Here is a 13,274-nt window from a genome sequence, read left to right on the forward strand (position 1 = left end):
AAATTATTTTGACAATAAAGGGCGGCAGCATGCTTAACCTGCAACGGTTGGCTATTTTCGTGGCGGTGGTGGACGCCGGGAGTTTCACCGCTGCGGCGGGGGCGCTCGGGCAAACCAAGGCGGTGGTGAGTTTCAATATCAAACAGTTGGAGAGCGAACTGGGCGTATCGCTGCTGGTGCGCAGCACCCGGCGGTTGGCGCTGACCGATGCCGGCGAGCGATTTTATCAGCGCTGTTTGCGGCTGTTGCAGGATGCGGAAAACGTGCTGGATGATGTGCGCCGCGATCACCACGGATTGAGCGGCGTATTGCGCATCACCACCACGCCGGAATACGGCGCTCAGGTGGTGGTGCCGGCGCTGGCGGCATTTTCACAGTTGCATCCGCGTTTGCGCATTCAGCACGTTTCTTCCTCTTACCATGCCGACTTGATTTCGGAACGGTTCGACGTGGCTATTCGGCTGGGGCAATTGGCGGACTCCAGCCACCGTGCCGCGCTGATCGACAGCTTTGCCATTCTGCCGGTCGCGGCGCCGGACTATCTGGCCCGCCACCCGGTCGGCTCGTTGACGCAACTGGCGCAGGCGCAGTGGATCGCCCACAGTCGCCTCAGTTCGCCGCTGAGCTGGCAGGTGATCACCCCGCAGCGGCAAGCGGTGTTGTTCAAGGTGGAAGACGCCGCCACGCTGATGGGCGACAGCGCCGCCGCGCTGCTGGCGTTTGCCCTGCATGGCGCAGGGGTGGCGCTGTTGCCCGAATGGCTGGTACGGCCGGCCATCGCCGAAGGCAAATTGTGCGCGCTGCTGGCGGACCATCAGTTTCCCGCGCAAAGCATTTATGCGTTGTATCCCAATACTCGCCACGTACCGGAAAAGGTGCGGGCGTTTATTGATTTCCTGCGTGAGCGGGTAGCCACGGGCGGATAAACGCCAGGATAGCTGCCAACGTTTGCCGGTGTACCGCTGCGCGCTGTTCGTCGGAAGCGGCGCACAGCATTTCACCGTCGCCTTCTTCTTCCAGAATTTGCCTCCCGTTGGGCCGGCAAAGCGGCAGAAAATCAAAATGATTGCCGCCGGTCAGCTTGAGCGCGCGGATCGGCTGTCGCCCGGCGTACGCAGCCAGTGCCGCGCCGCCAAGGCTTTGTTGTCGGTTGCCGGGCAAATAGCGTTGCGGCTCGACGATCAGCAGCGGCGCGCCGAGCCGATGCAGGCTGGTCGGTAACAGATAGGGCGCCATTCCGGGATCGAGCGCGACGGCAAAGCGGATGCGCGGGTCCCTGTAATCGGCGTCAAACTGCCGGGCAGGGAGTTGGGCCAGTTCGACCTTTGCCTGAGTATAAAACTGGCAGTCAGGTGACTGAGGGCGTTGCCGACAACCGGCGATAAAATCACTCAGCCTGATCCTGCCACCGAGGGCGGCAATGGCGCTGTAGCCGCCCTTGGAGTGGCCGATAACGCCGATTGCCTGACGGTTGATTGTCGGGCGCCAGCGGGGATCGTCGGTCATGGCGCCAATTAATGCGGAAATATCGCCGGTCTGTAGCCACAGTTGGGCGGAAAGCGCAGGAATTGAGTTGCCGGTGGTACTGCCCGGATGATTGGCCGCTACCACTACGGCACCCTGCTGAACCAGCGCTGCCGCCAGCCACGCTTGGCTGGCATTGTTGCCGCCGCTGCCGTGGCTGAGCACGATCAACGGGAAACGCCCCTTGGCCACCGGCGCTTCCGGCTGGCTTTCGATACCGGTAAACACCGGGTTTTCCCCGACCCACTCCGGCGCACCCGCGGCCAAGGTCGGGTAATAAATGCGGCTCGCCAATTGGCGTGCACCGGTCCGAAATACCTCATCGTGGGTGGCGACCCGGTAAGTGGCGGCATTAGCCGTTCCACACAGCAGCAACCACAGAAACAGCGCTCTTTTCATTTTGACTCCTCAAGGTGTATGCCAATGCGCCGAGGCTGGCATTTGCCGCTTCATCCGGCGACCTCGATCGCGATCGAGGCCGTTAAACAATTGTTTTAACAGGTTTAAGGTCCTACACTGCGAAGCTCGAATAAAGACAACAAGATGTCGCCGATGCCGCTCATTCCTGTCACTTTTCTGTTTGGCCTGCTGTGTTTGGGGTTGCTGTATCGTCTCGGCCGGCCGCAGGCGCGGCGCTGGGTGTTTCAGCTGTTGTTGCTGTTATGCGCCTGGCAGAGCTTGCTGGTGGGTCTGCGTTACGGCTATGGACTGACGCTGTTCAACGGGCTGCAACCCTTAGGTGCGGTGGTGATACCGCCGCTGACCTATCTGGCATTTCTTGCCAGCACCCAGGGAAGATTGAGGTGGCGTGAGCTGTGGCACCTGACGCCGTTATGCCTGACGTTACTGGCAAGCCTCAGAGCACCTTTCTGGCTGGATACGCTGATCGTCGTCACCGATCTCGGCTACGGCACTGCCCTGTTGTACGCGCTGCGGCACGGCGAAAATGCGTTGCAACAGGTGCCGCTGGCGGAAAGCTGGCTCAGCTATCGGCTGTGGCGCGGGTTGGGGATGTTGCTGGTGGCGATAGCGGCGGCAGAAGGGGTGATTGTGCTCGATTTCGCTTATTTCGCGGGGCGACACGCCGCCATGCTGGCGACCTTCGACAACCTGCTGGTGGCGTTGAGCGTTTATCTGGTGCTGTCCCGCAGCCGGCCTTCGGAAACCCCGGCAGAGAGAGTGCCGGAGCCGCCTGACAGCGTCGCGGAAGACGAAGAGCGGCTGGCGGAGTGGTTCGATGTGGTGCAACGGCGGCTGCGGCAGGATGACCTCTATCTGGAGCCTGAGCTGAATCTTGCCCGACTGGCGCGCAAGGCAGGTTTACCGGCGCGGCGCGTTTCACAGGCCATTAATCGGCATACGGGGATGAATGTGTCGCAGTATGTGAACCAACTGCGTATTAACCAGGCCGCGCAGTGGCTGCTGGACGGCGACGATCCGGTGACGGATATCATGCAAAGGGCCGGGTTTACCACCAAATCAAATTTTAACCGTGAGTTCCTGCGTATCCAGGGCGTCAGCCCGAGCGAATGGCGCAGACAGCAAAAGGTTAGTTAAATAATAATTCGTTATAACTCTCATATTTATGATCGGATCGCGCCGGGGTATGCTGAGCGCTGTTGTTTACCCCGTTTGATGCGAGCCGCCTTCGATGACCGCAGTCAGTGCCAAAGAAAACACCTTCCAGCTTAACCGACGTATCTTGTCCGTGGTGATGTTTACCTTCGTCTGTTATCTGACCATAGGTTTGCCGCTGGCGGTGCTGCCGGGGTTTGTGCATAACCACCTCGGATACAACTCGGTGCTGGCCGGGTTAATCATCAGCGCGCAGTATTTCGCCACGCTGTTCAGCCGGCCGCATGCCGGGCGCTATGCCGATCAACTCGGGCCGAAAAAGGTGGTGTTGTTCGGGCTGGCCTGTTGCGGCATGAGCGGGGTGTTTTATGCCGTCGCTTTTTGGTGCGACGGCCAGCCGCTGCTGAGCCTGATGCTGCTGTGCGTCGGCCGGGTGTTTCTCGGCGTCGGCGAAAGCTTCGCCAGCACCGGTTCCACGCTGTGGGGCATTGGTCGGGTGGGGCCGATGCACACCGCTCGGGTGATTTCGTGGAATGGCGTGGCTACCTACGGCGCGATGGCGGCCGGCGCGCCGCTCGGCGTTTACCTCAATCAGCTTTGGGGGCTGGCCGGGGTGGCGGCGTTGATTGTGTTGGCGGTGGCGGTTTCGCTGTGGTTGGCGGGCGGTAAACCGAACGTGTCGATCTCCGCCGGCCAGCGTCTTGCCTTCAGCGCGGTGTTTGGCCGTATCTGGACCTATGGCCTGGGGTTGGCGCTGGGCACCGTGGGCTTTGGCGTAATCGCCACTTTTATTACCCTCTACTACGCTGATAAGGGCTGGAGCGGGGCGGCGTTCTCGCTGACGCTGTTCAGCTGCGCCTTTGTCGGTATTCGCCTGATCTTCAGTCACACCATTAACCGTCACGGTGGCTTGAAAGTCACGCTGGTGTCATTCCTGATTGAAATTGCGGGGCTGTTGCTGATTTGGCTGGCCAAGGATCCGCTGATGGTGCAGGCCGGGGCGTTGCTGGCCGGTGCCGGTTTTTCGCTGGTGTTTCCGGCGCTGGGCGTAGAGGCGGTGAAGCAGGTGCCACAGCAGAATCAGGGCACCGCGCTTGGCACCTACTCGGCGTTTCTCGATTTGGCGCTGGGGATCACCGGGCCGCTGGCCGGTTTGCTGATGAGCCGGATGGGCGTGCCATCGATCTACCTGGCGGCAGCGTTGCTGGTATTTCTGGGGGCATTACTGACGCTGCGCTTGCTGTTGCAGAACCGAGCAAATACCTAGTTAAGGATTATTCCTAAACCCACATCCATACCGAGAAATTTATTGTTTCATCTCATGATTACGGTAAGGTCGCTCAGCGGTCCAGAACGAGAGGAGAAATCGATGTATTTACGGCCGGATGAAGTGGCTAGAGTGTTGGAGAATACCGGCTTTGTACGTGATTATGTCACCGATCAAGCCTATGGTTACCGCAAGGGTGAGCACTACGTGTATGTGAATCGCGAAGCGCGCATGGGCAGAACTGCGCTGGTGATCCATCCTGCGCTGAAAGAGAAAAGCGTGCATTTCGCCACGCCGACCTCACCGGTTCGCGCCAGCGAGCAGTACCTTGAGTTTCCCCTGGATTTAAGCAGCGATGCCCCGAGTGCGCGTTATGGCATTCCGCACGGCTTCAGCTCGCGTGATGCGCTTTCGCGCTATCTCTACAGCATGTTCCTGTAATCTATCCCCCGCCTGCGGGGGAGTACCTCACCCGTTGGCGATCGCCTCGCGGTTAAAGCGCTCATTGTAGGCGCGGCGAAACTGCGCCAGTTCGAACGCGTCAATATCCAGATCGGCAAAGTAAAACAGCGCGGCCTCGGTGTGCTCGGCATGCAGCTCCGGCGACAGCCCGGCACGCAGCAGCGTTTCACGCCACAGGGCGATTTGCTCATCGCTCGCCTGCTTGATAAAGGTCAGATAGATAAACAGCAGATAGGCCGCTTGGTGCATCTCTTCGGTGTAACCGTTATTCAGCGTGCGGATAAAGGTCTGGCTGTTGCGGCTGCCCATTTCCTGAATCATGGATTCAATCAGCATCGGTTTTACTTTCAGCAGATGGGCCAGTGAGTCGATGGCTTTGCGGGTGTCTGAAGTCAGAATGCGGTAACCAATAATAAATACAACGATCAGGGCAGCGATGATGATCCAGGTCATTTATGATTTATTACACTCTCAGAGCGCCAGTATTTGGCAGAAGGCGCTGTGCTACAGCGCCCGGGATCAACGCTGATCGCCGCTAAAGTTGTCGGCAGCCCGCTGTTGATTGCGCAGGTGATGGTTGAACGTGGCGGCGTCTTTAGCCAATGCATCCAGGTGCGCGCCCAGCATTTTGATTTGCTTCACCAGCGCGTGCTGTTCCGGTACCGAGCTGGCCGTGCTCAGCTTGCGCACCAACTGCTCATTCTGCACACGCAGCGCCGCTTCGCGCTGTTTGGCTTCTTCCAGCAACGCGGCTTCGCGTTGTTTGGACTCTTCCAATAACTGCTGCAGAGCCTGATAGCTTTGCTGCCATTCGCGGTGCTGCTTTTCGAAGCTGGCCTGCAACTCACTCATTGCATTTTGAAACTGGATTTCCAGCTCGCGCATTCTCATGGTCTCTTCCTTTGCGGCACTCAATAATGGTTTGCAGTATAACGAAAACTGCACAGAACCTCACCCGTTGACGACGATTGCGGACAAACTCCGCTGACAATTCCGGCTTGCAACCGGGACGCGGCGTCTTACAATCAGATTCATCCGCGCCAAAAGGCTTCCCGTCCAGGAGTGGCAGTGAGATGAGCAACCAGGAAAAAGATGTTTTTGCGCAGGCGATGGCCGATGTCATCCCGTTATCCCGCGGGTGCCAGACGCTGTACCTCAAACCGCAGGAAAGGGGGGATAAAAGCGCGCGCCGCGAAGCGCAGGCGCTGCGGCAGGAGAATTTCCTCAGTACCGGTTTTCTTGAGGTGATCCCCTGCGGGCTGCCGCTGGAATACAAAGGCGAGGGCATTCAACAGGGCGTGCTCGATAAGCTGCGCAATGGCCGCTACCCGCCGCAGGCCAACCTCAACCTGTTGAGACAGCCGGTCGAGACCTGCCGGCAAGAGCTGTTCCGCTTTATTCTGCTGGCGGAAAAGCACAATCTGCGTTCGTTGTTGATTGTCCATGGTCGGGGGCGTGAGGACGAGAGCCACCCCAATATTGTGCGCAGCTACCTCGCCAAATGGCTGGCGCAGTTTGAGCAGGTGCAGGCATTTTGCCGGGCGCTGCCGCGCGACGGGGGAGAAGGCGCTTGCTACGTCACGTTGCGTAAATCGGCGCAGGCCAAGGCCGACAACTTCGAGCGTCATGCCAAGCGTAGTCGCTAGGGGGTAAATAAGGGAAGAGCAGCCGGCAGCATGACTGCCGGCTGAATGGGGCTATTTATTAAAGAATTTATAGTCCAGCGAATAACGCCCGGCACCGGTGACCGCCAACAGCAGCAGCCCGCCGATAATACTGATGTTTTTGAAGAAGTTGATTTCATTGCCCATCATTTCCATCCCGGTCATTTTCCAGAATGGATGGCCGATAAAAGCGGTGCCAAGCACATAGACGGCGAAAATAACCGCAATAGGGCGGGTAAATATGCCGAGAATAAGCGCAATGCCGAAAACAAACTCAACCACCACGGCGATAATCGCCGCCAAATACGGCATTGGCGTGCCGTAACCCTCCATTGCGCTTACCGTTGCGCCAAAGCTGGTCAGTTTCATCCAGCCAAAAATGATAAACAGAACCATCAACAATATTCGGGATAGCAGAATAACGCCGTCTCTTGAGCCGTCACCCATTTTGAACTCCTCAGCCACTGCGGAATTATGTTGTGTTGCTGTTTAAATAATAGACTAACCTTAGGTTATTTCTAGCAGTTGCAAACCATTACGCATTTAAATATCAGGAGAAAGGCTGTGGATCTCGACATTCTGGAAGATGATAAACGTTTCTATATAAACGATCGGCAGGGGAAAACGATCGCCGAGATATCTTTTGTGCCGAGCGGGGATAAATTAACCATTATCGATCACACCTGGGTAGATGAGGTGTTGAAAGGCTAGGGGGTGGGTAAAAAGCTGGTGGCGCTGGTGGTGGCGAAAATGCGTGCGGAAAACCGTAAAATCATTCCGCTGTGCCCGTTCGCCAAACACGAATTCGACACCACGCCGGCATATCAGGACATTCGTGCCTGAAGGTTTAGTGGGGCGCTGCTGCGCCCCGACTGCTCAGCATACGCCAAAATCACCGTCTTCATGATAGAGCGCAACGTCGCTGGCCTGGACTTCCGCACGCTGCTCGCTGCCCAGTTCGTTCCAACTGCAAACCAGTGTGTCACCATCAATGGCCACCACGATCATTTTTGGGCCGCCGGTGGTGCGCTGTACAAAATCGCCGATAGCAAATGCCATTGTTTTCTCTCCGCTTCAAAGGGGGAATAGTTTAAGTATAGTCGGCTGTTGGCGGGCTTTGCGCAAGAAGGCGCAGCGCTACGGGTGGAATAAAACCTTGGGGGGAGGCGGCCTCCCCAGGAATCTATGTGTTAAGGATGTACTGCGAAAGGGAATAATCAGGCGGGTTTACGGGCGGCCAGGATAAAGATCATCGGGCGTTCTTTTTCTTCATCGAGTGCCGGGTTTTCCGCGATTTGCTGCGCCGAAGGGCCCCATTCATTCAAATAGGTGACGATGAATCCCTGTTGTACCAGCAGGTTGATATAGCTGCCGAGCATACGGTGTTGCTTGATGACGCCTTCCGCCAGCCAGTTGGAGGTCCGTCGCCCTTCCTGCTGATAGCCGTTGACCGGCCAGGATTTTTGCCCGTGTTGATCGACCAGCCAGCCCTGATGCTGCGGCGCAGTATAAATCGGGTGCTCTGCGGTGAAGATAAACTGCCCACCCGCCGCCAGCGCCTGATAAACCGTGGCGAACAGCCGGGCCAGATCTTCGATATAGTGCAGCGTCAGCGAACTGTAGGCCAGATCGCAGGATGCCGGCGGCAGTTGAAGCTGTTCCAGATCTTGCCGGCGGTATTCAATGCCGGCGTCCTGCGTCATCTCCCGCGCTTTGTTCAGCATTTTCTCGGAGAGATCCATGCCAAGCACGCTCGCGGCGCCCTGTTCGCGTGCGCTGCGGCAGAACCAACCGTAACCGCAGCCGAGATCGACCACCTTCTTGCCGTGCAAATCTGGCAATATGCTGCGGATAGTCGGCCATTCCGGCGCGCCGTCCAGCCCGTTTACCGAGCGGCTGAGCTGGGCATAACCGTCGAAGAAGGCCTGATTGTCATAAATATTTTGCGTCATAACGGCTCCTGTTTGGGAAAACACTGCCGAATCTTTGGGCAGTGCCGCCATGTTATCCGTACATCCGGCTGATTTCTATCATAAATGCCGTGCTAACCCCTGTCGCTTGTCGCATAATTTTAAGCCGGTTTAAGCAGGGAAAATCACCACAGGAACGGATATGAACATGATTTCGGTGCGTCAATCACCCGAGTTTGCGCAACAAGCGATTCGCTATTTCCAGCAACATTGGGCTTCACCAGACACCCTGATGATGTATGAAGATGCCATCACCCGCTGCATTGGCGCAGCCAATCCGCTGCCGCAGTGGTATTTGCTGATGGATAACCACGACATCCTGGGTTGTGCAGGGTTGATTACCAATGACTTTATCAGCCGTGGCGAGTTGTACCCCTGGCTGTGTGCGCTGTATGTGGAAGAAGCGCACCGTGGGCGCGGTTACGGTTCGCTGCTGATTAATCATGTGGCGGAAGAGGCTCGCAAATTTGGCTTCCCGCAACTGCATCTGTGCACCGATCTTGAGGGCTATTACGAAAAGCAGGGTTTTGCTTTTAACGGATTGGGCTATCACCCCTGGGGCGAGGCTTCACGGGTGTATACGCGGGCGCTGTAAAGACCGCCGCAGCCAGGCCGCCGTAGCAATAAGGCGAATCTGGCAAACGCGGCGTGAGGGGCATTGTCAGGCGAGGGCATCCAGCGCTTTAGCGATATCCTCCGTCCACGGCAAATCAGGTACCGCGAGGTTTTCGCGCAAATGACCGATGGAGGAGGTGCCCGGTATCAGCAGAATGTTGGGCGAACGATGATACAGCCACGCCAGCGCGGTTTGCAGAGGCGTGGCCCCAAGACGCACGGCGATATCTGATAACGCCGAGGATTGGAGCGGCGTAAAGCCGCCGAGCGGGAAAAACGGCACATAAGCGATGCCTTCCTGGGCCAGATGGTCAATCAGCGCATCGTCGCCGCGGTTTATCAGGTTGTAGTGGTTTTGCACGCAAACAATGCTGCAAATCTTGCGCGCCTGCGCCACCTGGGTCGGTGTCACATTACTCAGGCCTATATGTTTCACCCACCCCTGGCGTTGAAGCTCTGCGAGGATCGTCAGGGGTTCTTCTATCGAGCCTTCTGCCGGGCCATGGGTATCAAGCATGATCCTGAGATTGACCACGTCCAGCGTTTCAAGACCCAGGTTGCGCAAGTTGTCATGTACCGCGCTGGTCAGTTCTGCGGCGGAAAAGGCCGGTAGCCATGAGGCGTCCGCCCCGCGGCGCGCGCCGATCTTGGTGACAAGGGTCAGATCGTCCGGATAGGGGGCCAGCGCTTCGCGAATCAATTGGTTAGTGATATGCGGGCCGTAAAAGTCGCTGGTGTCGATATGGTTAACCCCCAGCGCAACGGCTTCCCGCAGTACCGCCAGGGCGGCATCAGGATCCTTCGGGGGCCCGAACACGCCGGGGCCGGCCAACTGCATGGCGCCGTAGCCGAGCCGCTTGACGTTTCTATCGCCAAGGGGAAAGGTGTGCTGCTTGTCGTTATTGGACATAACTTGTCTCCTGTTGGGGTAGTCAGCGGGGTAGTCGCATTTATTTATAATAGGCGCGGGTCATCCCCGTGATAAGTAGTGGAGCAGTGAACGGGGTGTACGGGGAAACGAACAATGAAAACCGATTTAGAAGACCTGCATGCTTTTCTCGCCGTCGCGCGCTCAGGGGGATTTCGTGAAGGTGCGCGAACCTTGGGCCGGAGCGCGTCCGGGGTCAGCGACGCCATCCGGCGCCTGGAAAAGCAGCTTGGCGTGCGGCTGTTTAACCGTACGACGCGCAGCGTAACGCCAACCGCCGCCGGTTACGGCCTGCTGGAAAGGTTGGGGCCGGCGCTCGCCGAGGTGCAGGGCGCGCTCGATGTGGTGAATGGCTTTCGCGATAAACCCGCCGGAACGCTGAAGCTGAATGTCCCGGTCAGTGCGGCACGTCTGGTGTTGCCTGCGTTGATTCCCGCCTTTCTTGCCGCTTACCCGGATATCAAGGTTGAAGTGCAGACGGAAGAAAGCTTTGTCGATGTGCTGGCCGCCGGCTGCGATGCCGGCATCCGTTATGAAGAGCGGCTGGAAAAAGACATGATTGCCGTACCTATTGGCCCCAGGGTTCAGCGTTTTGCCGCAGGCGCATCTGCGGATTACCTTGAACGGCGTGGGCGGCCTGCGCATCCGCATGACCTGTTCTCGCACGCCTGTATCAATGGCCGTTTCCCCAGCGGGAAAAGTTATCCCTGGGAGTTTGCAAAGGGCGGGGAGAATGTCTCTTTTCACCCTGAGGGGCCGCTGACGGTACAGGCCGGTGGTGCGACGGAGCTGGCCATAGCGGCGGCGGTAGCCGGTGTGGGGATTGTCTATCTGTTTGAGGATTGGTTGAAACCTTACCTGACCAAAGGGAGCCTGGAGCCGGTGCTCGAACCTTGGTGGCCGCAGTTTTCCGGCCCGTTTCTCTATTATTCCGACCGGCGGTTTATCCCCGCGCCGTTGCGCGCCTTTATCGATTTTATTAAGTAAGAACCCCGCCACAGGCTTCAAAACAGTTTCATGATGCCTTCTACCCTAGGCAGGATGGGCAGAACCCTACAGGCCGGCATCATGAAAAATGCATTGCGTTCGGTATTCAAGGGAGAGCCAACAGCGCCACTGCGCTCCCCTGGAAAGGGCCTGCCTCAACGTTTCCTACCGTCCTTAATACGGAACTGACTTGTACGCTGGTACCGGTTGGCCCTACCGATAGGGCAATACCTTTGCTGGCCGGCTGGCCATTGAGTTTGAGGTTCGAAAATAAACTGCCGTCGCTACGAAGCATGACCCCTCCAGTGCCTTCACTGATATAGAGCTGGATGTTTGTCTTTTGATCACAGGTAAGCAATAGCGAGTCGGTAGCAGTATTGTTATTCAATTGCTCCGGGGCTAAGACTCCGTGATTCAGCGTTAATTGAGGTGTTTTTATTTCACAGGAGTTTGTTTCATCTGGTGGCATAGCGCATATAGATCCTGGTAACCTTGTTAGCCCACCAACAACGCTCCGTGTCGTATAAAAAACACTTACACAACCTCTGGTGCCAGTAAAACTGGAGTATGGGAAACTACCAGCGCGAGGTACACCTACAAATTGTTTGAAGTTTTGACCTAAAATACCCATTGTTTCAGAATTGGATACCCAAGGATATTCATTCGCCTTCCAGAAACCATCAGTGTCAGCAGTACTTAACGTAAAATTATGAGAGCTGGTGATCATTAACATACAATTTGATTTTTTGTAGCACGGGTTAGGAGTGTCGTCATCTGTCGTCCAATCAAGTAGCTCATAATAAAATCTTCCGCCAAACCAGTTGCCGTCTCTTTTTGTAACCTGCGTATATATGGCTGCATGTGCTGCGTTGGTATAAATAAATACCGCGGAAATAATGAGAATGGCATATTTTTTTATATTCTTCATAAGAATGACCTTGGTGGTATGACGCTTATTTTTTACTTTTCAAGAATAGCATCTTTATTCTTGTTTTTATATTATATACTGAAAATGAAGATAAATTAGATTTAAAATCTGCAATTGAAATTTTGTTGGGTTTTTATTCTGATTTATACTGTTTTGTGACCGATAGATTCCGGATTGTGACGCTTTGTATATAAAAAATTTATTAATTTATTGTGAGGGTTTCTTTTGGTGTATGGGTTAATGCCAAATTTTGAGTGACTTCATGGAGGTTTTTTTAATTTTTCAGCAATTATCGTCGTTGCGTGTGCTCTCAGAAGTTGTGCTCATGTGAAATTTTTATAATCCGATTTTTTTGATGTGGGAAGTTAACAGATTGCAGTATGCATTGCACTTGTTGGGCATTAGCGGCGGCTCCAGTGTATCACCGGTGGCCTATTTGGGCAGTAAACTATCAACTTTGGGTTGTCTGGCTGAAATAAACCTACTGAAAGACAGAATTTAAACCTTGGGAAAGGTTCCCTTTCAATATAATGATAATGGCTATTCGTAGCGATCTTGCGTGTTATCGCCGGCGTAACAGTATGCTGATTCAAACTGATGTGGCTTCATGTTTGCTGATGGGAGAATCTCTTGAGCCCACGACTTTAATCAGCAAATGTCGCCCTGACCGTTGCACGGCCGCATCTCGAGAGCGCGCCACTCCTTGACGAGCAGCCGGCGGCTCCGCAGGTAGCGTTCGGCAAGAACTTCCGCGCTCGTGATATCGTCCATGCCGATCACCCGGAACTGTTCATCCAGCTCGCACCAGGCTGCGACAAACCGCTTGGCTTCGATAAAGCCCAGCATGATCGGCCATATTACCTGTTCATCTTCCGGTGCGTGTTCGAGAGACAGCTTGATGCGCAGCTTACGCTGCTCGCGCAGCGCTCGGCGGATTTCGCTCAGATCAAGATGGGGCGAGCCTTTCAGCGAATGGCCTACATAGATAGTGTCATCGTCGAAGGCCGATCGCATGTCGGGCGGAAGCACGGCGTTGATTTTGGCGAGCGCGTTTGTCACCGCAAGGGCTAACCTGGCGTCGGTCTGGCGACTGACCCACTTGGCACCGGTCGCGAGCGCCAGGATCTCTTCTTCGGTAAAAGACATTGGGGGCAGCAGAAACCCTGGCCGCAGGATGTAGCCGACGCCTGCCTCTCCGTCGATGTCGGCTCCCATGCCTTGCAGTGTGGCAACGTCGCGGCGGATGGTTCGCAGGGACACGCCCAACTCACGCGCCAGTGCCTGGCCCGACACCGTTCTACGGTGCCGGCGGAGCACTTGCATCAGGTCGAACAATCGATGACTTCTGGCCATG

General features: G+C 56.0%; 16 protein-coding genes and 1 pseudogene. 8 read left to right on the forward strand and 9 right to left on the reverse strand.

Features of this window, described 5'->3' with window-relative positions; translation table 11 throughout:
* Positions 1–29: 29 nt before the first annotated feature.
* A complete protein-coding gene (locus V2S86_RS00185; RefSeq protein ID WP_330760744.1) occupies positions 30–926 on the forward strand; it encodes a LysR family transcriptional regulator in 897 nt (298 codons plus the stop codon).
* Here V2S86_RS00185 and V2S86_RS00190 read toward each other — a convergent pair.
* Entirely contained in the window at positions 886–1,923 is a 1,038-nt protein-coding gene (locus V2S86_RS00190; RefSeq protein WP_330760745.1) for an alpha/beta hydrolase family protein, read from the reverse strand. The genes V2S86_RS00185 and V2S86_RS00190 overlap by 41 nt on opposite strands.
* Before the next feature lie 144 nt (positions 1,924–2,067).
* Between V2S86_RS00190 and V2S86_RS00195 the strand changes: the two genes are divergently transcribed.
* The 3 genes from V2S86_RS00195 (at position 2,068) to V2S86_RS00205 (ending at position 4,807) form a co-directional block, all read left to right on the forward strand.
* Positions 2,068–3,081, forward strand: coding sequence for a helix-turn-helix domain-containing protein (locus V2S86_RS00195; RefSeq protein WP_330760746.1), 1,014 nt, complete (start codon positions 2,068–2,070; stop codon positions 3,079–3,081).
* A 94-nt stretch (positions 3,082–3,175) separates the two neighbouring features.
* Positions 3,176–4,366: an MFS transporter gene (locus tag V2S86_RS00200; protein ID WP_330760747.1), complete on the forward strand. Its 1,191-nt coding sequence runs from the start codon at positions 3,176–3,178 to the stop codon at positions 4,364–4,366.
* Positions 4,367–4,468: 102 nt separating this feature from the next.
* Complete coding sequence (locus tag V2S86_RS00205; RefSeq protein ID WP_330760748.1) at positions 4,469–4,807, forward strand: DUF2002 family protein; 339 nt, start codon at positions 4,469–4,471, stop codon at positions 4,805–4,807.
* Positions 4,808–4,834: 27 nt separating this feature from the next.
* Here the strand turns inward: V2S86_RS00205 and V2S86_RS00210 are convergent, their stop codons facing one another.
* Together V2S86_RS00210 and V2S86_RS00215 are read right to left on the reverse strand one after the other, a co-directional pair.
* On the reverse strand, positions 4,835–5,281 hold the full coding sequence (locus tag V2S86_RS00210; RefSeq protein ID WP_006318537.1) for a DUF1198 family protein: 447 nt from the start codon (positions 5,279–5,281) through the stop codon (positions 4,835–4,837).
* A 66-nt stretch (positions 5,282–5,347) separates the two neighbouring features.
* Entirely contained in the window at positions 5,348–5,719 is a 372-nt protein-coding gene (locus tag V2S86_RS00215; RefSeq protein WP_330760749.1) for an MbeD/MobD family mobilization/exclusion protein, read from the reverse strand.
* Between the two features lie 182 nt (positions 5,720–5,901).
* Between V2S86_RS00215 and smrA the strand changes: the two genes are divergently transcribed.
* Positions 5,902–6,474, forward strand: a complete 573-nt coding sequence (gene smrA / locus V2S86_RS00220) for a DNA endonuclease SmrA (protein WP_330760750.1) — start codon at positions 5,902–5,904, stop codon at positions 6,472–6,474.
* 51 nt (positions 6,475–6,525) lie between these two features.
* On the opposite strand, the gene V2S86_RS00225 is transcribed toward smrA, so the two are convergent.
* Positions 6,526–6,939, reverse strand: coding sequence for a DoxX family protein (locus V2S86_RS00225; RefSeq protein ID WP_006318525.1), 414 nt, complete (start codon positions 6,937–6,939; stop codon positions 6,526–6,528).
* A 117-nt stretch (positions 6,940–7,056) separates the two neighbouring features.
* Here V2S86_RS00225 and V2S86_RS00230 point away from each other — a divergent pair.
* Positions 7,057–7,335 (forward strand): annotated as a pseudogene (locus tag V2S86_RS00230) (GNAT family N-acetyltransferase).
* Positions 7,336–7,368: 33 nt separating this feature from the next.
* Here the strand turns inward: V2S86_RS00230 and V2S86_RS00235 are convergent.
* Positions 7,369–7,551 carry a YodC family protein gene (locus V2S86_RS00235; protein ID WP_330760751.1) on the reverse strand — a complete coding sequence of 61 codons (183 nt, stop codon included), beginning with the start codon at positions 7,549–7,551 and terminating at the stop codon, positions 7,369–7,371.
* A 158-nt stretch (positions 7,552–7,709) separates the two neighbouring features.
* On the reverse strand, positions 7,710–8,444 hold the full coding sequence (locus V2S86_RS00240; protein ID WP_330760752.1) for a class I SAM-dependent methyltransferase: 735 nt from the start codon (positions 8,442–8,444) through the stop codon (positions 7,710–7,712).
* A gap of 160 nt (positions 8,445–8,604) precedes the next feature.
* Between V2S86_RS00240 and V2S86_RS00245 the strand changes: the two genes are divergently transcribed.
* Positions 8,605–9,057 carry a GNAT family N-acetyltransferase gene (locus V2S86_RS00245; RefSeq protein ID WP_330760753.1) on the forward strand — a complete coding sequence of 151 codons (453 nt, stop codon included), beginning with the start codon at positions 8,605–8,607 and terminating at the stop codon, positions 9,055–9,057.
* A 66-nt stretch (positions 9,058–9,123) separates the two neighbouring features.
* On the opposite strand, the gene V2S86_RS00250 is transcribed toward V2S86_RS00245, so the two are convergent.
* A complete protein-coding gene (locus V2S86_RS00250) occupies positions 9,124–9,987 on the reverse strand; it encodes an aldo/keto reductase family oxidoreductase (RefSeq protein WP_330760754.1) in 864 nt (287 codons plus the stop codon).
* A 114-nt stretch (positions 9,988–10,101) separates the two neighbouring features.
* On the opposite strand from V2S86_RS00250, the gene V2S86_RS00255 reads away from it, so the two are divergent.
* Positions 10,102–10,992, forward strand: coding sequence for a LysR family transcriptional regulator (locus V2S86_RS00255; protein WP_330760755.1), 891 nt, complete (start codon positions 10,102–10,104; stop codon positions 10,990–10,992).
* 106 nt (positions 10,993–11,098) lie between these two features.
* On the opposite strand, the gene V2S86_RS00260 is transcribed toward V2S86_RS00255, so the two are convergent.
* Both V2S86_RS00260 and V2S86_RS00265 read right to left on the reverse strand, forming a co-directional pair.
* Positions 11,099–11,920 (reverse strand): MrpH family fimbial adhesin, encoded by an 822-nt coding sequence (locus V2S86_RS00260; RefSeq protein WP_330760756.1) that lies wholly within the window; start codon positions 11,918–11,920, stop codon positions 11,099–11,101.
* A gap of 648 nt (positions 11,921–12,568) precedes the next feature.
* Complete coding sequence (locus V2S86_RS00265) at positions 12,569–13,273, reverse strand: helix-turn-helix transcriptional regulator (RefSeq protein WP_330760757.1); 705 nt, start codon at positions 13,271–13,273, stop codon at positions 12,569–12,571.
* Position 13,274 lies beyond the last annotated feature (1 nt).

It is taken from the genome of Serratia sp. C2(1) (genome assembly GCF_036352655.1).
In the GTDB taxonomy this organism is placed as follows: domain Bacteria; phylum Pseudomonadota; class Gammaproteobacteria; order Enterobacterales; family Enterobacteriaceae; genus Serratia; species Serratia inhibens.

Coding starts and splice junctions, on each gene's coding strand:
- V2S86_RS00185 (WP_330760744.1), top strand. CDS start 30: ATGCTTAACCTGCAACGGTTGGCTATTTTCGTGGCGGTGGTGGACGCC.
- V2S86_RS00190 (WP_330760745.1), bottom strand. CDS start 1,923: ATGAAAAGAGCGCTGTTTCTGTGGTTGCTGCTGTGTGGAACGGCTAAT.
- V2S86_RS00195 (WP_330760746.1), top strand. CDS start 2,068: ATGTCGCCGATGCCGCTCATTCCTGTCACTTTTCTGTTTGGCCTGCTG.
- V2S86_RS00200 (WP_330760747.1), top strand. CDS start 3,176: ATGACCGCAGTCAGTGCCAAAGAAAACACCTTCCAGCTTAACCGACGT.
- V2S86_RS00205 (WP_330760748.1), top strand. CDS start 4,469: ATGTATTTACGGCCGGATGAAGTGGCTAGAGTGTTGGAGAATACCGGC.
- V2S86_RS00210 (WP_006318537.1), bottom strand. CDS start 5,281: ATGACCTGGATCATCATCGCTGCCCTGATCGTTGTATTTATTATTGGT.
- V2S86_RS00215 (WP_330760749.1), bottom strand. CDS start 5,719: ATGAGAATGCGCGAGCTGGAAATCCAGTTTCAAAATGCAATGAGTGAG.
- smrA (WP_330760750.1), top strand. CDS start 5,902: ATGAGCAACCAGGAAAAAGATGTTTTTGCGCAGGCGATGGCCGATGTC.
- V2S86_RS00225 (WP_006318525.1), bottom strand. CDS start 6,939: ATGGGTGACGGCTCAAGAGACGGCGTTATTCTGCTATCCCGAATATTG.
- V2S86_RS00235 (WP_330760751.1), bottom strand. CDS start 7,551: ATGGCATTTGCTATCGGCGATTTTGTACAGCGCACCACCGGCGGCCCA.
- V2S86_RS00240 (WP_330760752.1), bottom strand. CDS start 8,444: ATGACGCAAAATATTTATGACAATCAGGCCTTCTTCGACGGTTATGCC.
- V2S86_RS00245 (WP_330760753.1), top strand. CDS start 8,605: ATGAACATGATTTCGGTGCGTCAATCACCCGAGTTTGCGCAACAAGCG.
- V2S86_RS00250 (WP_330760754.1), bottom strand. CDS start 9,987: ATGTCCAATAACGACAAGCAGCACACCTTTCCCCTTGGCGATAGAAAC.
- V2S86_RS00255 (WP_330760755.1), top strand. CDS start 10,102: ATGAAAACCGATTTAGAAGACCTGCATGCTTTTCTCGCCGTCGCGCGC.
- V2S86_RS00260 (WP_330760756.1), bottom strand. CDS start 11,920: ATGAAGAATATAAAAAAATATGCCATTCTCATTATTTCCGCGGTATTT.
- V2S86_RS00265 (WP_330760757.1), bottom strand. CDS start 13,273: ATGGCCAGAAGTCATCGATTGTTCGACCTGATGCAAGTGCTCCGCCGG.